Origin of the sequence: Kitasatospora sp. NPDC001527 (genome assembly GCF_040298605.1) — a bacterium.
Lineage (GTDB): Bacteria > Actinomycetota > Actinomycetes > Streptomycetales > Streptomycetaceae > Kitasatospora.
This window is the reverse complement of record NZ_JBEPAM010000007.1, coordinates 53,051-75,168: the sequence shown is the minus strand read 5'-3', so window position 1 is coordinate 75,168 and position 22,118 is coordinate 53,051. Positions and strand designations below refer to the sequence as shown.

17 protein-coding genes are annotated in these 22,118 nt (G+C 75.0%); 13 read left to right on the top strand and 4 right to left on the bottom strand.

All coding sequences use genetic code 11. From position 1 onward, the window contains the following. Positions 1-642, bottom strand: coding sequence for a TetR/AcrR family transcriptional regulator (locus ABT238_RS09675; RefSeq protein ID WP_350567359.1), 642 nt, complete (start codon positions 640-642; stop codon positions 1-3). A gap of 236 nt (positions 643-878) precedes the next feature. On the opposite strand from ABT238_RS09675, the gene ABT238_RS09670 reads away from it, so the two are divergent. The 9 genes from ABT238_RS09670 to ABT238_RS09630 all read left to right on the top strand — a co-directional run bounded on the left by ABT238_RS09670 (position 879) and on the right by ABT238_RS09630 (position 8,986). Beyond that, complete coding sequence (locus ABT238_RS09670) at positions 879-2,450, top strand: ABC transporter substrate-binding protein (RefSeq protein WP_350567356.1); 1,572 nt, start codon at positions 879-881, stop codon at positions 2,448-2,450. After that, a complete protein-coding gene (locus ABT238_RS09665; RefSeq protein WP_350567353.1) occupies positions 2,447-3,418 on the top strand; it encodes an ABC transporter permease in 972 nt (323 codons plus the stop codon). The genes ABT238_RS09670 and ABT238_RS09665 overlap by 4 nt, the downstream gene beginning before the upstream one ends. Beyond that, on the top strand, positions 3,405-4,277 hold the full coding sequence (locus tag ABT238_RS09660) for an ABC transporter permease (protein WP_350567351.1): 873 nt from the start codon (positions 3,405-3,407) through the stop codon (positions 4,275-4,277). The genes ABT238_RS09665 and ABT238_RS09660 overlap by 14 nt, the downstream gene beginning before the upstream one ends. Continuing rightward, a complete protein-coding gene (locus ABT238_RS09655; RefSeq protein ID WP_350567349.1) occupies positions 4,274-5,293 on the top strand; it encodes an ABC transporter ATP-binding protein in 1,020 nt (339 codons plus the stop codon). Before ABT238_RS09660 ends, ABT238_RS09655 begins: the two co-directional genes overlap by 4 nt. After that, positions 5,290-6,303 carry an ABC transporter ATP-binding protein gene (locus ABT238_RS09650; protein WP_350567346.1) on the top strand — a complete coding sequence of 338 codons (1,014 nt, stop codon included), beginning with the start codon at positions 5,290-5,292 and terminating at the stop codon, positions 6,301-6,303. Before ABT238_RS09655 ends, ABT238_RS09650 begins: the two co-directional genes overlap by 4 nt. Before the next feature lie 207 nt (positions 6,304-6,510). After that, the gene (locus ABT238_RS09645) at positions 6,511-7,638 is read left to right on the top strand and encodes a PucR family transcriptional regulator (RefSeq protein WP_350567343.1); all 1,128 of its coding nucleotides are present in this window, start codon (positions 6,511-6,513) and stop codon (positions 7,636-7,638) included. A 282-nt stretch (positions 7,639-7,920) separates the two neighbouring features. Beyond that, positions 7,921-8,340 carry a hypothetical protein gene (locus tag ABT238_RS09640; RefSeq protein ID WP_350567340.1) on the top strand — a complete coding sequence of 140 codons (420 nt, stop codon included), beginning with the start codon at positions 7,921-7,923 and terminating at the stop codon, positions 8,338-8,340. Positions 8,341-8,454: 114 nt separating this feature from the next. After that, positions 8,455-8,730: a hypothetical protein gene (locus ABT238_RS09635; protein ID WP_350567337.1), complete on the top strand. Its 276-nt coding sequence runs from the start codon at positions 8,455-8,457 to the stop codon at positions 8,728-8,730. Continuing rightward, a complete protein-coding gene (locus tag ABT238_RS09630; protein ID WP_350567334.1) occupies positions 8,723-8,986 on the top strand; it encodes a hypothetical protein in 264 nt (87 codons plus the stop codon). Before ABT238_RS09635 ends, ABT238_RS09630 begins: the two co-directional genes overlap by 8 nt. Positions 8,987-9,007: 21 nt before the next feature. Here the strand turns inward: ABT238_RS09630 and ABT238_RS09625 are convergent, their stop codons facing one another. Both ABT238_RS09625 and ABT238_RS09620 read right to left on the bottom strand, forming a co-directional pair. After that, positions 9,008-10,654, bottom strand: coding sequence for a 4Fe-4S binding protein (locus ABT238_RS09625; RefSeq protein WP_350756387.1), 1,647 nt, complete (start codon positions 10,652-10,654; stop codon positions 9,008-9,010). Positions 10,655-10,746: 92 nt separating this feature from the next. After that, positions 10,747-11,664: an AurF N-oxygenase family protein gene (locus ABT238_RS09620; protein ID WP_350567328.1), complete on the bottom strand. Its 918-nt coding sequence runs from the start codon at positions 11,662-11,664 to the stop codon at positions 10,747-10,749. 218 nt (positions 11,665-11,882) lie between these two features. Here ABT238_RS09620 and ABT238_RS09615 point away from each other — a divergent pair, with 218 nt between their 5' ends. The 4 genes from ABT238_RS09615 (at position 11,883) to ABT238_RS09600 (ending at position 17,946) form a co-directional block, all read left to right on the top strand. Continuing rightward, positions 11,883-14,456 carry a SpoIIE family protein phosphatase gene (locus ABT238_RS09615; RefSeq protein ID WP_350756385.1) on the top strand — a complete coding sequence of 858 codons (2,574 nt, stop codon included), beginning with the start codon at positions 11,883-11,885 and terminating at the stop codon, positions 14,454-14,456. 148 nt (positions 14,457-14,604) lie between these two features. Then, a complete protein-coding gene (locus ABT238_RS09610) occupies positions 14,605-14,841 on the top strand; it encodes a chaplin (protein WP_350567324.1) in 237 nt (78 codons plus the stop codon). A gap of 124 nt (positions 14,842-14,965) precedes the next feature. Beyond that, a complete protein-coding gene (locus ABT238_RS09605; RefSeq protein WP_350567321.1) occupies positions 14,966-16,570 on the top strand; it encodes a flavin monoamine oxidase family protein in 1,605 nt (534 codons plus the stop codon). Beyond that, a complete protein-coding gene (locus ABT238_RS09600; RefSeq protein ID WP_350567318.1) occupies positions 16,567-17,946 on the top strand; it encodes a glutamate-cysteine ligase family protein in 1,380 nt (459 codons plus the stop codon). The genes ABT238_RS09605 and ABT238_RS09600 overlap by 4 nt, the downstream gene beginning before the upstream one ends. Before the next feature lie 108 nt (positions 17,947-18,054). On the opposite strand, the gene ABT238_RS09595 is transcribed toward ABT238_RS09600, so the two are convergent. Further along, positions 18,055-22,059, bottom strand: coding sequence for a hypothetical protein (locus tag ABT238_RS09595; protein WP_350756383.1), 4,005 nt, complete (start codon positions 22,057-22,059; stop codon positions 18,055-18,057). Positions 22,060-22,118: the final 59 nt, after the last annotated feature.

Below are 22,118 nucleotides of genomic sequence, written 5' to 3'. Positions count from 1 at the left end.
TCACCGGGGCGCCCCGGCCGGGGCCGCCGGGACCTCCCGGTCGAACGCCCCGAGCACGTCCCGGAAGGCCGCCACCCAGTCCCGCAGCGAACGCGCCTCCATGCCGCCGACGACGCGCTGCCGGGTCATGCCCGCGAGCAGCGCCGCGAACGCCCGCGGCCGCAGGTCGACGGCCGGGTCCACGCCCAGCCGCTCGGCCGCGATCGCCGCCGCCCGCCGCGAGAAGGTGTCGACCACGGTCAGCCCGAAGTCGTGCACGCTGCGGACCTCGATGAACCGGTGCCGCAGGGCCCGGCGCCGCACGGAGTGCTCGGCCGGCTCCTCCAGCTCCCCGTCGGTGGTGGTCACCGCGTGGTCGAAGGCGGCCCAGAGGCCGAGCCCGGCGGGCGCGGCGGCGAAGGCGTCCAGGACGGCGGCGCCGAAGTCCATGCCGAACAGCAGCGCCTCCTTGCACTCGTAGTAGCGGAAGAAGGTGCGGTGGGCGACGTCGGCCCGGCGGCAGATCTGGTCCACCGTGGTGCCCTCGAAGCCCTGCTCCTCGAAGAGGTCGAGCCCCGCCGTGCGGATGGCCTGCCTGGTCCGCGCCCGCTTGCGGTCGCGCAGCCCGGGCTCCGCCACGGTGTCCGTCCCCTGCCCCTGCATCCTGCTCGCTCCTCGTCAACTGCTGTGCCGCACGCGGCCGTAGTCGTACGGAATCACGCCCGGCGCGGCCCGCTCAAGCCGCGCGCCAAGTCGTCGACATTTCGTCATCCGAAGTTTGCACAACTGCCAGTTGGCAGTTGTGCCACTTCCAAAGGGTGGTGTCCGGCGGCCACCGGTCCGGCTGCGCCCGCCGGTCTTCCCCCTCCCCGAAGCCCCCCGAACCCTCCCGAGGAATCATGAAGCGGCACACGCTCGTCCTGGCGTCCACGGTCTGCACGGCGGCCCTCGCCCTCACCGCCTCCGCCTGCTCCGCGTCCGACGACACGGTCTCCGGCGGCGGTGCGGCCACCGCCGCGGCCCAGGACGACGGCCCCGCCGTCGACGGCGGCACCCTGAGAATCGGCCTCGACCGCCCGTTCACCAAGCTCGACCCGGCCGAGACCACCCTCACCTCGATGCCGATGATGATCCTGGCCAACGCGCTCTACGACCCGCTGATGGTCAACGGCGACAACGGCGCCGTGCAGCCCTACCTGGCCAAGGCCTTCACCCCGAACGCCGACGCCACCGCCTGGACGCTGGAGCTGCGCGAGGGCGTCACCTTCAGCGACGGCAAGCCGCTCGACGCGCAGGCCGTGGTCGACCACGTCAACCGGCTCGCGAAGCCCGAGTCCAAGTGCTCCTGCGCCACCGACGCCGCCACCATCGGCGCCATGACGGTCAACTCCCCGACCTCCCTCGGCTTCACCCTCAAGTCCCCCAACGCCGCCTTCCCCAGCCTGTTCACCCGCTCCCTCGGCTACGTCTCGGAGGCGCCCGCCGGCGCCGACACCCCCGCCGTCGGCTCCGGCCCGTACACGCTGGAGAGCGTGCAGCCGGGCGTCTCCGCCACCCTCGTGCGCAACCCCTCCTACTGGGGCGCCAAGGGCCACGCCGACAAGCTCGTCTACAAGGTGCTGCCGGACGCCGACAGCCGCTACCAGTCACTGCGCTCCGGCGACGCCGACGTCGTCTGGGCCGAGACCCCCACCCAGCTCAAGCAGGCCGCCACCGACGGCCTGCGGGTGGCCGCCGGCCCCGGCTCCACCTCCACCGTGCTGTTCAACACCAAGGCCGCGCCCTTCGACGACCCGAAGGTGCGCAAGGCACTGCAGTACGCGGTCGACCGCTCGGCCGTCGAGAAGGTCGTCTACCTCGACCAGGGCAAGGTCTCGGACGGCCCGATCGGCTCCGCCTCCCCCTACCGGGCCGCCGGCGACGCCTCCGGCTACCCCGCGCACGACCCGGCCAAGGCGCGCGCCCTGCTCGCCGAGGCGGGTCACTCCGACCTCTCCTTCGAGTACCTCGTCGACAGCCGCCCCGAGGGCCAGCAGCGGGCCACCGTGCTCCAGCAGATGTTCGCCGAGGTCGGCGTGAAGATGACCATCAAGCCGCTGGACCCGGCGGGCCTGGGCACCGCGATGTTCCAGCGCAAGTTCCAGGTGATGGACTTCATCACCAGCATGTTCGGCGACACCGACACCGCTCTGGCCAGCCTCTACGTGCCCGACGCCACGTTCAACTTCACCGGCTGGAACAACCCGAAGGCCGGCCAGGCGATCGCCGCCGGACGCGCCGCCGTCGACCCGGCCCAGCGCGCCCGCTCCTACCAGGAGGCCGCGCAGGAGGTCGTCAACGACGCCCCGATGCTCTTCCTGACCGAGAACAGGATCGGCCTGCTGGCCTCCGCCAGGATCGGCGGCCTGCCCGACGTCTCCAAGCGGACCGTCGTCAACGTCTCCCCGGCCTCGCTGTGGGTGAAGAAGTGACCCCCGCCGCCCTCCGCACGGCGGGACGCACCGCCGCACGGCTCGGACGGGCCGCCGCGGTGCTCCTGCTGGTCACCGTCGCGGCGCTCTCCCTGCCGCACCTGATGCCCGGCTCCCCCGCCCTCGCCGCGCTCGGCCCCACCGCCACGCCGGAGCAGGTCGCCGCCTACGAGGCCAAGCTCGGCCTGGACGAGAACGTGCTCGCGGCCACCTGGCGCTGGCTCGGCGACGCCCTGCACGGCGACCTCGGCCACTCGCTGTCCACCGGCGTCTCGGTCACCACCGAGCTCGCCGACCGGGTCCCGGTCACCCTCGAACTCTTCGTCGCCGCCCAGGTGGTGGCGCTCGGTCTGGCCCTGCCGGTCGCGCTCTGGTCGGCCTGGCGGCCGGGCGGGGCGGTCGACCGGATCGCCACCGCCGGCGCCTTCGTCTGGCTGGCCGTACCCGGCTTCGTGCTCGGCCTGCTGCTGATCTGGTTCACCGCCGTCCAGCTGCGGATCCTGCCGGCCACCGGCTGGACCCCGTTCACCGAGGACCCGCTGGAGAACCTGCGCCACCTGGTGCTGCCCGCGCTCACCCTCGGCCTCACCGAGGCCGCCGTCTTCACCCGCACCCTGCGCGGCCAACTGCTCGACACCCTCGACCAGACCTACGTCGCCGCCGCCCGCAGCCGCGGCATGGGCACCGTGCGGCTGCTGCTGCGCCGCACGCTGCGGCCCTCCTCGCTGCCGCTGGTCACCCTGATCGGCATCGGCATCGGGACCTCGCTCGGCGGCTCGGTGCTGGTCGAGACGCTGTTCGCGGTGCCCGGCGTCGGCACGTGGGTCTCCGGGGCGATCAACGGCCGCGACTTCCCGGTGGTGCAGGGAGTGGTGGTGGTCAGCGCCGTCGCCGTGGTGGCGGCCACCTTCGCCGTGGACCTGCTGTACCGCACGATCGACCCGAGGATCGCCGATGAGCGCCGCTGAGACCGTCCCCACCCCCACCGCCCCCACCGCCGCCGTCCCGCGCAAGAAGGCGGCGCGCCGCCGCCCCTCCACCGGGGTGCTGGCCGCCGGCACCTGGCTGGCCGTCGTCGCGCTCGCCGCCCTGCTGCTCCCGCTGCTGCCCGGCTTCGACCCGCTGCACGGCGACTTCGCCAACCCCGCCGCCGCCCCCGGTCCCGGCCACTGGCTGGGCACCGACGCCGCCGGGCGCGACGTCCTGCAGCGGACCGTGGCCGGCGCCCGCGCCTCCTTCACCGTCGCCGGGCTGACCATCGCCGTCGGCCTGCTCGGCGGCGGAGCGCTCGGCGTGGCGGCCGGCTGGTTCCGCGGGCCGGTGGACAAGGTGATCGGCTTCGCCACCGACCTGCTGATGTCCGTCCCCACCCTGATCCTGGTGATGATCGCGGTCTCGCTGCGCGGCCCCAGCCTGTCCCTGATCGGCGCGCTGATCGGCCTGTTCACCGTGCCGCACTTCACCCGGGTGGTGCGCGCCGTGGTGCTGTCGCTCAGCGAGCGCGGCTTCGTCCAGGCCGCCCGGATGATCGGCACCCCGCCGCTGCGCATCCTGCGCCGCGAGGTCGTCCCGCACGTCGCCCCCGCCGCGCTCACCTTCGCGTTCACCGCCACCACCGTCGCCATCGTCGCCGAGGGCTCGCTCAGCTTCCTCGGCTTCGGGCTGCGCCCGCCGGAGCCGTCCTGGGGCGGCATCATCGCCGAGGGCCGGACCACGCTCGGCAGCGCCCCGTGGATCTCGCTCGCCCCGGCGACGGTGCTCTGCCTGACCGTCCTCGCCCTCAACTACCTGGGCGAGCAGCTGCGTTCGAAGGGAGGGCGAGGATGACCAGCCCGGTTCTGGAGGTCCGTTCGCTCGACACCACCCTGCACACCCCCGACGGCCGGACGCTGCACGTGCTGCACGGCATCGACCTGACCATCGGCGCCGGCGAGTGCCTCGGCGTCGTCGGCGAGTCCGGCTCCGGCAAGTCCGTCCTGGCCCGCACCGTGCTCGGCGTCCACCCGCGCACCACCCGCGCCACCGCCACCGGCTCGGTCCTGCTCAACGGCGAGGACCTGCTCACCGCCACCGCCGGCCGGCGCGCCGAACTGCTCGGCACCGGCGTCGCGATGGTCCACCAGGACCCGATGACCTCGCTCAACCCGGTCGTCCGGATCGCCGACCAGGTCACCGAGTCGCTCACCAACCGGCGCCGGATGCCCCGCCGGGAACGGCTGCGCACCGCCGCCGAACTGCTCGCCGCCGTCGACGTCCCCGACCCGGCCCGGCGCGCCCGCGCCTACCCGCACGAGCTGTCCGGCGGCCTGCGCCAGCGCGTGGGCATCGCCGCCGCGCTGGCCGGCTCCCCCGCCCTGCTGCTCGCCGACGAACCCACCACCGCGCTCGACGTCACCGTCCAGCGCACCGTGCTCGACCTGCTCGACCGGCACCGCGAGACCCGGGGCCTGGCCACCCTGCTGATCACCCACGACATCGGCCTGCTCTACGGCCGCGCCCGGCGGATCGCCGTCATGTACGGCGGACGGGTCGTCGAGACCGGCCCCACCGAGGCCGTCACCGAGACCCCCGCCCACCCGTACACCGCCGCGCTGCTGCGCTCGGTGCCCCGGGTCACCGGGCCGCTGCGCCGCACCCTGCCCGCCGTGGCCGGCTCGCCGCCGGACCTCTCCAGGCCCACCCCCGGCTGCCCGTTCGCGCCGCGCTGCGAGCGCGCCCAGGCGCTCTGCTCGACGGACGCGCCGCCGCTCCACCGGGCCGGGGCCGGGCACACCGCCGCCTGCCACTTCCCGCTCACCCCGTCGGCCGCGCTGCCGGAGAAGGCCGAGGAGACCGCCGCATGACCCCCGCACCCGAGTCCACCCCGGCCTCCCCCGAGGCGGACACGCCCGTCGTGCTGCGGGCCACCGGACTGTCCGTGGTCCACCGCACCCGCTCCGGCCCGCTGCACGCCGTCAGCGGCGTCGACGTCACCCTGCGCGAACGCCGCACCCTCGCCCTGGTCGGCGAGTCCGGCTCCGGCAAGAGCAGCATCGCCAAGGCCCTGCTGCGGCTGCCCCCGCCCACCACCGGCACCGTCACCCTGGACGGCACCGACCTCGCCGCGCTCGCCCCGCGCGCGCTGCGGGCCCTGCGCCCCCGGATGCAGATGGTGTTCCAGGACCCGGTCTCCTCGCTCAACCCGCGCCGCACCGTGCGCGACCTCGTCGCCGAACCGCTGGACGCCCACCCGGACCCGTCGGTCGACCGCGTGGCCGTGGTCGAGCAGCAGCTGGAGGCCGTCGGCCTGCCGGTCGCGCTGTTCGGCGACCGCCGGCCCGCCCAGCTCTCCGGCGGCCAGGCCCAGCGGGTCGCCATCGCCCGGGCGCTCGCCGCCGAACCCCGGGTGCTGATCGCCGACGAGGCCGTCTCGGCCCTCGACGTCTCCGCCCAGGCCACCGTGCTCAACCTGCTGCGCCGGCTGACCGAGGAGCGCGGTCTGGCGAGCCTGTTCATCTCGCACGACCTCGGCGTGGTCCGCGCCGTCAGCGACGACGTCGCGGTGCTCCACCTCGGCCGGCTCTGCGAACAGGGCCCCACCGAGGAGGTGCTCGCCGCACCCGCCCACCCCTACACGGCGGCGCTGCTCGCCGCCGTCCCCGAGCCGGGCCGCCCGCTCGGCGACACCGGGCTGCTCCCCGCCGACCCGCCGTCCCCGCTCGACCCGCCGTCCGGGTGCCGGTTCCGCACCCGCTGCCCGTTCGCCGACGAGCGGTGCGCGAGCGAGGTGCCGCGGCTGCGCGAGGTGTCCCCGGGGCGGACCGTCGCCTGCCACCGGCCGCTGACGGCCCGGCAGCCGGCGGCTCCGGCGTAGGGGCCCGGAGCCGTCGGCGCAGGCGGTGCCGCCGCGGGCGCGGCGGACGCGCGGGACGGCCGGGGCACCGACCGGGTAGCATCCCGGCCTGGGCAGCCGGCCGCCCGACCAGCGGCGGAACGCACCCGGCTGACCAGCGAGGAAGCCGACCGGCGGGCACGCCGGCCGGCCCGACCACACCGACGGACCGGGGCGGGACACGACGACATGACGGTGGCCAACGGAACCGGCGCACCCGACATCCCCAACGAGCTGGCCCACCACTGCCTGGACCTGCTCACCGACGTCTCCCGCACCGGCCGCCTGCTGCGCCGCGCCGAACTGGAGCGACTGCGCGACCTCGGCGAGCGCGGCGCGGAGACCGGCCACGGCCTGCGCGAACTCGTCGGCGCCTGTCTCGGCGCCACCCGCGCCGCCTGGCAGACCCTCCCCGGCCTCACCGCCGCCACCGCCGCCGAGCTGCGGCGCACCGGGGACGCCGTGCTCGCCGCCACCCAGGCCGCCCTCGGCGCCCTCGCCGAGGGTCACGAGCGCGCCCAGCGGATGGCCGTGCGCCAGGAGGAGACCAACCGGCGCGAGCTGGTCAACGACCTGCTGCACGGCCGCTCCGACCTCGGCCGGCTCGCCGAGCGCGCCGAGCGGTTCGGCCTGCGGCTGGCCGCCGGATACACCGTCGCGGTCGCCGTCGCCGACGAGCCCTACCTGGAGGGCGCACCCGCCGCGCACCGGGTGCTGCGCGAACTGACCGGCCGTTACGACGACCGCACCCTGCTGCTGGCCGCCCGCGACGGGCGGCTGGTCTGCATCGCCTCCGACGGCGAACAGGCCGTCCTCACCGCCTTCACCGACCTCGCCCTGCGGCCCGGCGCCGGCTACCCTCCCGCGCTGCGGGTGGCGACCGGCCGCCGGCACGCCGGCACCGGCGGCATCGTCCGCAGCTACGAGGAGGCGCTCGGCGCGCTGGAGTACGCGCAGCGGCTGGAGCTGTCCGCGCAGCGGCTGCGCGCCGAGGAACTGCTGGTCTTCCCTGTGCTGATGCGGGACCGTTCCGCGATGGCCGACCTGGTGCGCACCGTGCTCGGCCCGCTCACCTCCGCGCGCGGCGGCGCCCGCCCGCTGCTGGAGACCATCACCGTCCAGGCGGAGGCCGGGTACGTGAACGCCGAGACCGCCCGGCGGCTGGGCCTGAGCGTGCGCGCGCTCGGCTACCGGCTGGACCGCATCCGCGAGCTGACCGGTTACAACCCGGCGGACGCGCTGCACCGCTACACCCTGGAGACCGCGGTGATGGGCGCGCGGCTGCTCGACTGGCCCGACCAGCCGCTCCGGCCCTGACCGTTCCGGGCCTGACCGTTCCGGGCCCGTCGCGTGACCGCTCGGCGACCGTTCCGGGCCCGCGACAGTTCCATCGTGAACGTTTCAGTGGGCCACGCGTTGCTTACGGATTCCGGATATTTTCAGGTGTCAAAGCAGCGTCAAGATTGCCGGGTCCTGGCAGTGTGCGGACGCTTTCCTCCTGACAGGATCACCACGGCGCCCGGGGGGTCCGGCGCCGAACGAGGTCGGGGGGACGGGCGGATGCGGGGGGAGTTCAAGGCCGCACCGAAGCTTCCGACCTTGCTGGTGACCGCCGAGTACTGGATGCTGGCCCTGCTCAGCGGCCTCGGAGCCGACGCCGTGTCCGGGGGGCACGGCGTCGGCCGCACCACCGGCACCCGGAGCGGGGGGTGCGGCACCGACCCCCACGTCGACGCCGCCTCCGGGGACCTGCCGGACGAACTGCCCGGGGACCTCCTCGCCTCCGAACAGTTCCCGCTGGTCGGCCGCGCCTGCGTGGTCCTCCCCGGCGGCGCCGACACCGTCTCCGGCTGGGCCGAGACCACCACCGACGACGGCTCCCCCGCCCTCCTCGCCGTCCGCACCCCGCCCGGCGACCCCGCCGTCCCCGCCGGCGCCACCGCCCTCCTGCACGCCCACGACCCGGTCACCAACACCTTCCTCATCACCCACCTCGACCTCGGCGTCCTCTTCAGCTGAGAGATGTTCGACCGAAGAGCGGACCATCAGACTTACTCTGCTCAGGTGCGAGCCGGACCGGACCGGCGGTAGGTTCGGCGCGTCATCCCCTTCCGGTCGAAGCGAGGCACCGCCATGAGTGCTCAACCCGTCCAGCCCCGCCTGCCGTCGGAGGGCCCGCGAACCATCCGCGAGTTCCGCGGGACTCTCTCCGGCCCCGATCTCGACCGCTTCGCCACCGAGATCGAGGACGTACCCCTGCACGAGATCCGGGACTACCTCAAGAGCTGGCAGCAGCTGCTGCACCTGCGAACCGTCCCCGAGATCGAGCATGCGCTGCGGACCGCCTTCGACCGGCCGGGCACGCCGCTCGCCGAAGTCCTGCCTGAATGGGAGGAGTTGGATGTCTGACCTGCGGCCGCTCTTCCTCGACGATGCCGTCCGGCCCGCCGTGGCCGGTCTCACCACGGACCAGCGACGCCGGTTCCTTCACACCCTCCGCAGTATCAGGCGCGACCCGGAACCGGGCCTTCCCTACACGCCCGGGGACGACGTCTCCGGGCGTGTCGTCACCATCCCCGGTGATGACGCAGTACCCGGCATGACGTTGGGATACCGCGTCAACGCCCAGGAGATCCGCATCGTGCTGGTGCTCGTCGGGCCGTGATCGGGGCCTGTCGAGGGGGGGTCAGCGGCGGGCGGCGGCGAGGAGGGCGGGGACGGTGGGGAGTTTGACGCGGGGGCGGCCGGTGGCCTCGCCCCGGGCGCGTTCGGCGCGGTCGATGGCGCGCAGCTGGCGCAGGCCGAGGGCGTCGGGGCGGCGGGCGCGGACCAGGCGCTCGAAGGACCTGCGGTCGGCCGCGGGCACGGGCAGGACGCCCGCGACGGCGTCGTCCAGCAGGGCGTGGACGGTCTCCTCGGCGCAGGCGCGGTTGGCGCCGATGCCGCCGGAGGGGCCGCGCTTGGCCCAGCCGACCAGGTAGGTCCCGGGCAGCGGCCGGCCGGTCGCCGGGTCGAGGACGCGCCCGCCGGTGTGCGGGACGGCGCCGGCGGTGTCGTCGAAGGGCAGCCCGGGGACGGGGACGCCGCGGTGGCCGATGGAGCGCACGACCAGACCGGCGCGCAGGAGTTCGTCGCCGCCGGCGAGGCGGACCGCCGTGACCCGGCCGGAGCGCTCGTCGCCGAGCAGGGCGGCGGGCGCGGCGTGGAAGCGCAGCACGATCCGCCGGCCGGGCCGGGGCGCGGCGGCGGTGTCCACCCGCTCCAGCGGGAGGCCGGCGAGCAGCGCCGCTCCGGAGCCGCGCGGGGCTCCAGCCAGGGCGGCGCGGACCCCCGGGTGGTCGTCCACCACGATGTCCACGCCGGGCAGCCGGGCGAGGGCGAGGAACTCGGGCGCGGTCCACGCGGCGTGCTCGGGCCCGCGCCGGGCGAGCAGGACGACCTCGCGGACCGGGCTGCGGCGCAGCGCGGCGAGCGCGTGGTCGGCGATGTCGGTGGCGGCGAGCCGGTCGGGGTCGGTGAGCAGGATCCGCGCGATGTCGACCGCGACGTTGCCGTTGCCGATCACCACGGCCCGTTCGGCGCCGTCCCCCGTCCCGCCGCCGAGGGCGACCGCGTCGCCCGGCACGGTCGGTTCGGCGTTGTACCAGCGGACGAAGGTGGTGGCGGGCACGCTGCCCGGCAGGTCCTCGCCGGGCACCCCGAGCCGGCGGTCGGCGGCGGCGCCGACCGCGTACACCACCGCGTGGTGGTGGGCGGTGAGTTCGGCGTGGCGGAGGTCGGTGCCGACCTCGACGTTGAGGTGGACCCGCAGCCGCGGGTCGTGGAAGACGGAGGCGAAGCTCTCGGCGATCCGCTTGGTCGACTGGTGGTCCGGGGCGACCCCGTGCCGCAGCAGTCCGCCCGCCACCGGCAGCCGGTCGATCATGGTGACCTCGGCACCGGTGGAGCGCAGCAGTGCCTGCGCGGTGTAGCTCGCCGACGGCCCGGTGCCGACGACGGCGACCCGCAGCGGGCCGGTCCCGGGACCGGCGGGCAGGCTGCGGGGGAAGACGGGCGCGCCCCAGGCGTGGTCGGCGGGGTGGTCGCGGAACCAGTCCCGGTTGAGCTCGCCGTAGACCGCGTCGGGCCCCATCAGCCGGTCGACCGGGAAGACGGCGTCCACCGGGCAGGCGTCCGCGCAGGCGCCGCAGTCGATGCAGGCGGCCGGGTCGATGTACAGCATGTCGGTGCGGCCGAAGTCCGGCTCGTCCGGCGTGGGGTGGATGCAGTTGACGGGGCAGACGGACACGCACGAGGCGTCGTTGCAGCAGGTACGGGTGATCGCGTAGGCCATGGCGGGCGTGGGGTCCTCGCTGCGTGGGGGACGGGTGCCGGGGGAACGGGGGACGGGGGACGGTGCCGGGGGAACGGGCCGGGCGGGCGCGCTCAGAGCATGTGGATCCGCCGGTAGATCCTCGCCGCCGCCGTGGTGAGCAGCCCGTTCTCGGCGAGGAAGGCCATCAGGTGGCGGCTGCTGGTGCGCATCATGGCGCGGCGGTGCTCGCTGGCCCCGGCCTCGGCGAGCGCCCGTTCGACGTCCAGGCCGGCGGCCCGGTACACGGCCGGGTGCACCATGCTGGTGACGATGACGAAGGCGCCGGCCGCGATGCCGAAGGCCGCGTTGCGCCGGCGCAGGACGCTCGCCCCGCGCAGCCGTTCGCGGATCTCCTGACGGGCGAACTTCATGTGCCGGGACTCCTCGACCACGTGGATCCGGGACGTCCCGCGGACGATGTCGAGGACGTTCTCGCCGCGCATCCAGTCGCGCTGCATGACGTCCAGCACCTCCTCGGCCACCAGGATGCCTCCGTAGGCGAGTTCGCCGCGGGCGAGGGACTTGTAGGCGCGCCCGGCCTGGGCGACCAGCCGGTTCGGCCGGTACTGGGGGACGCCCATCTTCTCGCAGGCGCGGGCGAACATGATCGAGTGGCGGCACTCGTCGGCGATCTCGGTGAGCGCGAAGCGGAACTCGGCGCTCGCCGGGTCCTTGAGGTACTGGTCGCGCAGCACCATCTGCTGCAGGATCATCTCGAACCAGATGCCGGTGGTCATGATCGAGCCGACCTCGTGGCGGGTGAGGGTGACCCGCTGCTCCTCGGTCATCTCCGCCCAGAGCGGGGTGCCGTAGAGGGTGCTCCACTCGGGATTGAGCCCGTAGTGCCCGGGCGGGAGCGGGGCGTCCCAGTCGATCTCGACGGCCGGGTCGTAGGAGAGGGTGGCGGCGGAGTCGAGCAGCCGCTTGGAGACGTCGTCGTCCGCCTCGGTGTGGGTCCGGGTGGGAACGCGTTGCGCCGGGTGGGCCATGGCTGCCTCCGTCAGGTGCGTGGCCTGCGCGGGAACCCGCACGCCCCGCTTATTGACGGAGATTACAATAAGAGTCGGCGTCCGAGAACCCCCCGCGGGGTGCCTCCTCGCCGGCCTCCTCGCCACCCTCGCCGCCGTCCGGAACTGGCGGGCTCGCCCGGCCGGGGGATGATGGAGGGGTCGCGGCAGCGAACCGCCGACGGAGAGGAGCGGACCGGATGGAAACGGCGGACGCCCTGCACCGCGGCCGATCCCCTTTCGTCGTCGACGCCATGGGCGCCCTGCTCGACGCGGACGGCCGCATCGTCCGCTGGACCCCGGAGGCGCAACGGCTGCTCGCCCTCGGCCCGGGCCAGGTCCACGGCCGGCGCGTGCACGAGCTGCTCGACGACCCCTCCGGATGGCCGGCGATGTCCGAACTCAGCGCGGAGCAGCAGGCCGAGGGCTGGTCCGGCGAGGCGGTGCTGCGCTCGGGGCGGGGCGAGCGGCTCGCGCTGTCCTACCAGGTCCTGCCCCTGAACGCGCCCGCCGAGGCCGACGACCCCCCGCCGGGCGCACCGCGCACCGGCACCCCCCGGTACTTCGTGCTCGCCGCCCCCACCGTGCTGATCGCCCGCTCGCGCCAGGACCAGGCCTTCACCCGCGAGCTGTTCCTGCAGGACCGGGTCGGCCTGGCCGTCTTCGACGAGCGGCTGCGCCTCGTGCGCACCAACACCCATCTGCTCCCCTACAGCGGCCTGCCGCCGGACCTGCGCGGGCGCCGGCTCGGCGACTTCCTCCAGGCACAGGACGCCGCCGCCGTCGAACGCGGGCTGCGCGACGTGCTGCGCACCGGCCGGCCGCTGATCGGCGCGGAGGAGATCGTCCGCACCATCGAGGACCCGGCGGGCGGCGCGGTGATGGCCATCTCGGCGTTCCGGCTGCAGGCGCCGGACGGTCAGGTGATCGGGGTGACCGCGCTGTTCACCGACGTCACCGAGCTGCACCGGTCCGGCGAGCGGCTCGCCCTGCTGCACCGGGCCACGGCGGCCGTCGGCGGCTCGCTGTCGGTCAGCGGGACGGCGGAGGAGCTGGCCGCCGTCCTCGTCTCGTCCGCCTCACCGGCGTCACCCGCCCCGTCCACCCCGGGCGGCGGCGCGGCGGCGGACGGCGGCGCGGTGCCGGGGCTCGCCGAGCTGGCGGTGGTCGACGTCGCCGAGGCGGTGTTCAGCGGCGGGGAGCCGTCGGCGGGGCGGGACGGCCGGGTGGCGCTGCGCCGCGCCGCCGTCGCCTCGGCGGCCGCGCCCGCCGGCGCGGGGGCGCCGCCGCCCCCGCCCACCGGCGTCACCGTGTACGCCGACCCCGGCGCGCAGACCACGCACACCGACTTCCCCCCGTCGATGACGGTCCCGCTGCGGGCCGGCGGCAGCCTGCTCGGCCGGGTGAGCGTCCACCGCGCCCCGCACCGCCCGCCGTACGCGCCCGCCGACCTGGAGCTGCTGCGCGAGATCGCCGACCGCGCCGCGCTCGCCCTGGACAACGCCCGCCGCTACGCGCGCGAGCACCGCGCCGCCGTCGGGCTCCAGCGCAGCCTGCTGCCGCCCTCGCAGGCCGAGACCACCGCGGTCTCCACCGCCAGCGTCTACCTGCCCACCGACACGGCGAGCGGGATCGGCGGCGACTGGTTCGACGTGATCCCGCTGTCCTCCGCCCGGGTCGCGCTGGTCGCCGGCGACGTGGTCGGGCACGGGCTGGCCGCGAGCGCGACCATGGGGCGGCTGCGGACCGCCGTGCGGACGCTCGCCGACCTCGACCTGGAGCCGGACGAGCTGCTGGTCCACCTGGACGACCTGGTCGCCCAGCTGATGGTGGAGGCCGAACGGCCGGAGGAGGAGGAAGAGCGGCTCCACGCCGAGCCCGGCGCGAGCGCCGCCACCCGGCCCCCGGTGAGCCACGGCGTGTGGAGCGACGCCGGCCACGACGCTCCGGACGACCAGCAGACCGTGCCGTTCGGCGCCACCTGCGTGTACGCGGTGTACGACCCGGTGTCGCGGCGCTGCGCGGTGGCCTCGGCGGGCCACCCGCCGCCCGCCGTCGCGGGGCCGGACGGCCGGGTGGCGTACGTGTCGCTGCGGCCGGGGCCGCCGCTCGGCGTGAGCGGGCTGCCGTTCGAGGTGACCGAGATCGAGCTGGAGCCCGGCAGCCTGCTCGCGCTGTACACCGACGGGCTGCTCCTCGGGTACGCGGACGACCTGGAGGAGGGCATGGACGAGCTGTCCCACCGGCTCGCCGCCGCGGCCGCGCCGCCGGAGGGCGCCGTCCCGCCGGCCGGGGCGGCGCTGCGGCAGCTCGGGCGGGACCTCGTCGCCGACCTCCCGGCCCACCGGCTCACCGACGACGTCACCCTGCTGCTGGCCCGCACCCGGGAGGTGCCGCCCGAGGCCACGGCGGGCTGGACGCTGGACGCGGACCCGGCGGCGGTCTCGCGGGTCCGGGAGGCGGCCACCGAGCAGCTGGTGGCCTGGGGGCTGGAGGAGCTGGTGTTCACCACGGAGCTGGTGCTGAGCGAGCTGGTCACCAACGCGATCCGCTACGCGGGCGGGCCGGTGGGCGTCCGCCTGATCCGCGCCGAGCGCCTCACCTGCGAGGTCTCCGACCCCAGCGCCACCCAGCCCCGGATGCGCCGGGCCCGCCTGACCGACGAGGGCGGCCGGGGCCTCTACCTGGTCGCCCAGCTCACCACCCGCTGGGGCAGCCGCTACACCCGCCAGGGCAAGACCATCTGGGCCGAACAGGACCTTCCGCCCGCCTGACCCAGGCCCGGGCTGCTGCTGCTCGGGCTCGGGCCCGGGTCAGGCTGCTGCTCGGACACGCCCTCGATTCGACCAATACGGGCGAATCCGCACGTTCCGCCGGTGTGATTGGTGTTCTGATCTGCCAACTCACCCCTTGAGGAGAGACATGCGCACTCGCACCGCCCTCGCCGCCGGCGTCCTCGCCGCCGCCGCTCTGCTGGCCGGTGGCGGCACCGCCGTCGCCGACTCCGTCGCGCACGGTGTGGCCGCCAACTCCCCCGGCGTCCTGTCCGGCAACCAGATCCAGATCCCCGTCCACATCCCGGTCAACGTCTGCGGCAACTCGATCAACATCATCGGGCTGCTCAACCCGGCCTTCGGCAACACCTGCGTCAACAAGTAGGCCGCCCCGCCGGCGGACCGCCGACCGGCACACCGACGCGGGTCCGTCCAGCCGGGCGGGCCCGCGTCCGCGTGCCGCCTCCGGATGGCCGCGCCCTGGTGGCTCGCACCCGCTCCACCTGCCCATGCTGGGGCATCGACTCAGCGAGGTGCGGATGTTCGACGAGAGCTTTGCCTTCCCCAAGAGCCTGCTGAACCCCGACCCGGCGGGCCCCGGCGCCCGGGTCGCGGTGATCGGCGCCGGGATCGCCGGCCTGGTGACCGGCTACGAGCTCCAGCGCCGCGGCTTCGACGTCGTCCTGTACGAGCGCTTGAACCGCCCCGGCGGCCGGGTCCGCACCCACCGTTTCTGGGACGGCACGTACGCGGACCTGGGCGCGATGCGCATCCCCGAGAACCACCGCTGCGTGCTGCACTACGTCAAGGCCTTCGGCCTGCCGACCCGCCCGTTCGTCAACTTCAACCCGGACGCCTACTACCACCTGCGCGGCCACCGCGTCCGCATCCGGCAGGCGGGCACCCTGGACTCGGTGTACGCGCTGCGCGCCGGCGAGCGCGGCACCCCGCTCGACGTCCTGGACAACCTGCTGCGCACGGTCTGGACCTCGCTCAGCGACGACCAGCAGCGGCGCCTGCTGGAGGGCCGGTGGGACGACCCGGCGCTGGACCGGCTGGCCACCGTCTCGCTCTGGCAGTACGTCCACGAGCGGATCTCCGCGGACGCCTGGCACCTGCTCGGCCACGCCAGCGGCCTCGCCCACTACGAGCAGTCCTGCCTGCTGGAGGTGCTGGTCGACTACTTCGGGCTGTTCCACCTCGGCCAGCTGGAACTCGTCGGCGGCATGGAGGCCCTGGTGCAGGCCTTCGTCCGGGAGCTGCGGCCGGGAACGCTCCAGCTCTCCACCCGGATCGACGAGCTGGCGCTCACCGCCACCGGCGTACGGGTCGGCGGACGGCGGCTGGGCAGCCCGGTCAGCGAACGCTTCGACCTCGCGGTGTGCTGCGTGCCGGTGCCCGCCCTGGACCAGATCGGCTTCCGGCCCGCGCTGCCGCACCACCAGCAGCACGCCATCCGCGGCATCAGCTACGCCAGCAGCACCAAGGCGCTGGTGCACACCCGGCGGCGCAGCTGGGAGCTGCGGGACGGCATCTTCGGCGGCGGCAGCTTCACGGACATGCCGATCCAGCAGTGCTGGTACCCCTCGGACAACGCCCGCCCGGCCGCGGACGGCGCCCCGGTGAACGGCAACGGGCACCACGGCGGCCACCTCCCCCCGCACCGCCTGGTCGCCGCCGAGCCGGACCGTTCGCACGCCCCCGCCGTGCTCACCGGCGCCTACCTGTGGGGGGCCAACGCCCGCCGCTTCACCACCCTGCCGCCCGGCGACCGCGACCTGCTGGTCCTCAAGTGCCTGGAGCGGCTGCACCCCCGGATCCGCGACGACGTCGACGACATCGTGCACTGGAACTGGGACGACCAGATCGGCCTCGGCGGCGGTGCCTTCGCCCACCTCGCCCCCGGCGAGCACGGCCGCTACCTGATCGGCCTGGGCGCCCCGCACCCGGTCGAGGCCCCGCGGATCTGGTTCGCCGGGGAGCACCTGTCGGCCGCGCACGCCTGGATGCAGGGCGCGGCCCAGTCGGCGCTCGGCGTGGTGCAGCGGGTGCTGGAGCAGTGGGGGCAGCGGGGCGAGCCGTACACCCGCGCCGAGGTGGGCAGCCGCCCGTGAACGCCACCGGAGCCGGGACGGACCCGGCGCACCCGCCGCCGCTGGGCCGCGCCGACCTGCGCGCCCCCTTCGCGCCGTCCGCCGACGGCGTCGAGCGGATCGGCCTGGAGGTGGAGAACGGCGTGGTCGACCCGGAGACCGGCCTGGCCGCCCCGTACGAGGGCGCGGGCGGCATCGAGGCGGTGCTGCGCACCGTCCTCGCCGAGTGGGGCGGCGAGCCGCAGTTCGACACCGGCCGGCTGACCGGCGTGCACCTGCCGGACGGCGTGCGGATCACCCTCGAACACGGCGGGCAGCTGGAGTACTCCTCGGTGCCGGTCGCCGGGCTGGACCGGGCGGTGACCGAGGCGCGCGCGATGCTGGAACGGCTGGCCGAGCTGGTCGGCCGGTTCGGCCACGCGCTGCTGCCCGGCGCGCTGCTGCCGTTCGACCGGGTGGAGGCGATGGCCTGGGTACCGATGGTGCGCGGCGCCCTGATGCGCGAGCACTTCGCCCGGATCGGCACAGCCGGCGCCGGGGCGCGCCGGGTGATGGCGCTGTCGCTGTCCACCCAGGTCCACCTGGACTTCCTGGACGAGCGGGACTTCACCGAGAAGCTGCGGACGCTGATGGCCGCTTCCACCCCGGTCGCCGCACTGCTGGTCAACTCCCCGATCAGCGGCGGGCGTTCGAACGGCGTCCTGTCGCACCGCTCGCAGGACTGGCTGCGGATGGACCCGGCGCGCTGCGGCGTCATGCCGCCCGCGCTGCGCGCCGGCGTGGGGATCGGCGACGTCGTCGACTGGGCGCTGGAGCGGCCGATGATCTACCGCCGGCGCCCGGACGGCGGCTACCGGCTCGCCCCGGAGCGCCCGTTCGGCGCCCTGCTGCGCGAGGGCCTGGAGGACGGCTCGCCGCCCCGCTACGAGGACTGGCTCTCCCACCTGTCGCAGCTCTGGACGGCGGTGCGGGTGCGCGGAACGATGGAGCTGCGCTCCGGGGACGGTCCGCCGTACCGGCACCTCGCGGCCGTCCCCGCGCTCTGGACCGGCCTCGGCTACCACCCCGAATCCCGCACGGCGGCCTGGGAGTTGCTGCGGGGCTTCACGGCCGAACAGCACCGGGCGGCGGCGGCCGCACTGCCGGCCGAGGGCCTGCGGACGATGCTCGGCGGCGAGCGCGTGCTCGACCTCGCCGCCGAACTGGTCCGGCTCGCCCGGGCCGGCCTGCGGGCCCGGGTGGACGCCGGGCTGGAACCGCCGCGGGTGCTGGACCACCTCGACCCGCTGGACGAGGTGCTGCACACCCGCCGGACCTTCGCCGAGCAGTGCGCCGACCGCTGGGAGGGCGATCTGCGCCGCGAACCGCGCCGCTACGTCGCCGAGTTCAGGGTCTGAGCCCGGCGGGCGACGACGGAGCCCGGCGGGGACTCCGCACAGAGCACCGCGCCGCCCGGGGCTCCGGGCGGCGCGGTGTCGAGCGGGTGGCGGAACGTCAGGCGCGGATCAGGCGGAGAAGTATCCGATCAGGTCGGCGACCACGTCGGTGCTGCCCCACTGGTTCGCGAACGACACCCGGCCGTCCACCACCGGAACCATCACCAGGGTCGAGACGACCTCGCCCGGCCGGTAGTTGATGTTCGAGGCGTCCGGCCGGTCCTGTCCGTGCGGGTAGACCGTCAGGAAGCTCCGGTTGGTCGGCCACACCACGGTGACGTTCATCAGCACCGAGGTCACCCCGCTCGCGGGCACGCCCTCGACGCCGGCCACCCGCAGGCTGACCACGTCGCCGTCCCCGCCGAGGGCGCCGATCCGGGCACCCTCACCGCTGCGGGTGTCCATCAGCCGCACCAGGTTGGACGGCGTGTAGGTGGCACCCGAGGCGCCGTAGTAGCCGACGACGTCGACGCCGAGGTCGATCTCGCCCCAGGCGTTGTACAGGTCGACCCTGCCGTCCGCCCCGACCGGGACGGTCACCAGGTTCGACACGTTCTGCCCGGCCGCGAAGTTCACGGCCGAGGCGTCGGGCACCGACTCGCCGTGCGGGTACGCGGTCACGTACCCGGTGCGGGTCGGGTTGACGGCCGTCACGCTCATCACGACCGCCGTCACCCCGTCGGCCGGGACCCCGGCCACACCGGTCACCTTGAGCGGCACCACGCCGCCCCAGCCGACCCGGCCGGCCGGCGCGCCGACACCGAGCACGGTGTTCAGGATGCGGGTCGGCGACACCGGGCTCAGCAGCGAGCCCTGGGTGGTGCTGTCGGTGTAGTAGCCGACCACGTCCACGCCGAGGTCCACCTCGCCCCACGCGTTGCGCAGGTCGACCTTGCCGTCGGCCAGCGGCACCGTCACCAGGTTGGTGACGTTCTGCCCGGCGGCGAAGCTCACCGTCGGCAGGTCCGGCACCTTCTGGCCGCTCGGGTACGCCGAGACGGCGCTGTTGCGGGTCGGATTGACGGCGGTCACGTTCATCACGACCGCGGTCGCGCCGGTGGCCGGCACCCCGCCCGCTCCGGCGACCTGGAGCGACACCACGCCGCCCTGGCCGACCCGGCCGGCCGGCGCGCCGACGCCCAGCACGGTGTTCAGGATCCGCGAGGGCGACACCGGCACGAACCGGCCCTTGCTCGCGGCCGGCGCGGGCGTCACGGTGAACGCCTTGGCCAGGGTGATGCCGATGCCCCCGTCGTCGAGCACCACGTCGTACACCCCCGGCTGGAGGCTGTAGGCGTCGAACAGGACGTGTGCCTCGGTGCCCTGGGGGTTGACCGAGAGCGGCCTGAAGTCGTACTGGGAGGACGTCACGCTGCCCCGCAGCCGCAGCTTGCTGCCCAGGGTGAGGCCGTTGCCGCGGACCGTGACCTGGGTCTGCGTCCCGGCGGCGCCGGTGGCGGGGCCGACCGAGGTCAGCATGAGGGGGTTCGGCGGGCAACTGTTGGAGTACGAGCGGTCGCACACCCCTTGCATGGTGTACTCGACCGGGGTCGCCCCCCGGCTGGGGGAGACCAGGAAGACGGCCTGCCCCGCGGTGGCACCGGAGTAGGCGTTGCACACGCCGCCGAACTCGCCGGAGTTCATGTTGCAGGTGTAGGTGGGGGTGTACTCGTCCCACTTCGCCGGCCCCGCGAGGTGGACGGTGGGCCGGTCCCCCGACGTCGGGGCGGCCGTGCCGAAGACCTTGAAGGACTGCGACGGCTTCATGTCGACCACCGCGCAGTACCCCGTGGACGACTCCGTGAACAGCCCGCCGCGCAGCGAGAAGCCCTCCACCGAGATCGGGTTCGCGGTGCACTCCGGTGCCCAGCCGTCCGCGGTCCCCACCCGCCAGGTGTCCACGTTCGCGCGGGCCGAGCCGCTGCCCTTGTGGCCGACCGCGAGCACGACCAGCGTGTACGAGGTCGAACCGGTGACCTTGCAGCTGTAGCCGAACTGGACGCAGACCGTCCGGCCGCTGCTGTCGGCCACCTGGAGCTGCACGGTCGGGTCGTAGCGGCCGGCGGCCGACCGGGCGCTCAGCCAGAGCCGGTCGGTGGCGGCGGCGGTGACCCGGATGCAGCGGGCGTCCAGCGCCGACGTCAGGGCCAGCGGGAGCGACCGGCCGCCGACCGTGGTGGCGTTCGGCGCGAGGCAGTTCGCGGTCGGCGAGATGTCCCGCCGGGCCAGCTTGTAGGTCTCGCCGTACGCGCCCCCCAGCAGCGTCGTGTAGGGCGTACCGGCGGTGAAGGCACAGGTGAAGGCGCTGCCCTCGCAGACCACGTTGCCCTGCGGGTCGACCACCCTCAGCGAGGCCCCGCCGGTGTTGGTGGAGTTCGTGTAGTCGACGGACTCGGCGGTGCTGTGCTGGTCGGCCGGCAGGGCGAGGCAGGTCTGCGGCGCGGCCTCGGTGGGCGTGACCTCCACGCCCCAGCCGCCGTCGAAGGCGCTGCGGGGCCAGGCCGTGCAGCCCGCCGTGTCACCGGTGCGGTGGACCAGCAGCCGGTACGACTCGGTCGGCACACCGGTCGGCAGGACGCGGAAGGGCGCCGTCCCGGTCAGCTTGCAGATCGTGCTGTAGTACGCGTAGGGGTTCTCGCACTGCTTGGCCCCCGCCGCGTCGAGCACCGTGAAACCGGCCGCGGCCATCTCGTTCGGCGGCCGGTTGAGCAGGTAGAGGCCGGTGCCGGTGGCGGTGGGCAGAAGGAGGCAGGACGCCTGCCCCGAGGTGCCGAAGGAGCCGGTGACCGGGCCGGACACCAGTCCGGTGTCACCGGTCGCCGTGCAGCCCCTGGTCTCCCGGCCCGAACGCAGGACCAGGCCGAAGCCCTGGTCGGCGGGGGTCCGGGGGTCGACCACCCAGGTGTGGTCGCCGGGGGACAGCTCGCAGGTGTAGTCCTGGGTGCAGCCGGCGTTCACCCAGCTCCCGTCGGGCGCGAACAGCTCGCCGGTGAGCCCGGGGCCGGCCGCGGTGACGGCGGCGAGGTAGTACCGGTCCTTCTCCGTGATGCGCAGCGTGCGGCAGCGGGCGGTCTGGTTCAGGTCCGGCGAGGTGCCGTAGGCCTGCGGTTCCACGACCGCGCAGTCCTGTCGGCCGGCGAACCGCGTCATGGTGAGGTCGTACCCCTGCGGCGGGTTGTAGTAGCCCTCCCGCACCGTGACCCGGAACGGCGCCTGGCCGACCAGCGTGCAATCCCACCAGTTGGAGTGCGGATTGCCGCTGTACGGGGAACAGGCCTGCTGGCCGGTGGCGTCGTAGACGGCCCGGTCGACGGAGTTGGTGACGTACGTGCGAAGCCGGTCTCCGGCCGCGAGGCCCTCGGCGAGGTAGCAGTCGCCGGCGGAGCCGGTCGGCAGCACGCTGTGGAGCACGGCCGGTGCGGCGAGGGAGAGGTCGGCCGCGCTCACCGTCCGGCAGGCTCCGGGCGCGAGCAGCGTCCGGTAGGCGATTGAGAGGTTGCCCGGCAGGCCGTACTCCTGCGTGACCTGGAGCGTGTGGGTGCCCGCCTGTGCGGTGGCGCAGCGCACCATCCCGCCGGACTGGTTCTCGCAGGTCTGCGCCGCGTTGTCCGGCCCGAGCAGGCTCCAGCGCGCCGGACCGCCGGACGTCAGGATCCGGGCGAACAGCACGTCCTGGGCCTGGGGCAGGGTGAGCGAGAACGACTGCGGCTTGCCCGGTTCGATCGCGCAGACGGCGACCGTGCCGGCGGTCAGGGCCTCCGGGCAGGGACCGGTCGGGTCGGCCTGCTGGAGCTCCCGGGCGGCGGCTGCGGCCTGGGCCTCGGGGTCCACCGGCGGCGGGACCGTCGGCCCGGCGGCGGGCGCCGCGCTCGGGGCGGCGGCCGGATCGGCCGCCGGGTTCGTGCCCGCGCCCGGCTGGGGCGAGGCGGTGGCCGCCGGCGGCGCCACGGCGGCGGCGGGGCCGGCCTGGCCCACCAGCGTGGCGAGGACGGCGAGCAACAGGGCGACCGGAGCGGCGGCGCCGGCTCTTCTTCGCCCGTGGCGTACGCGGCTGCCCGATGGCAGCGGCTTCATGGTTCCCCCAATGGGTGAGGCCCCGACTCGTATGACGATCACAGAGTTCGTAGGCAGGC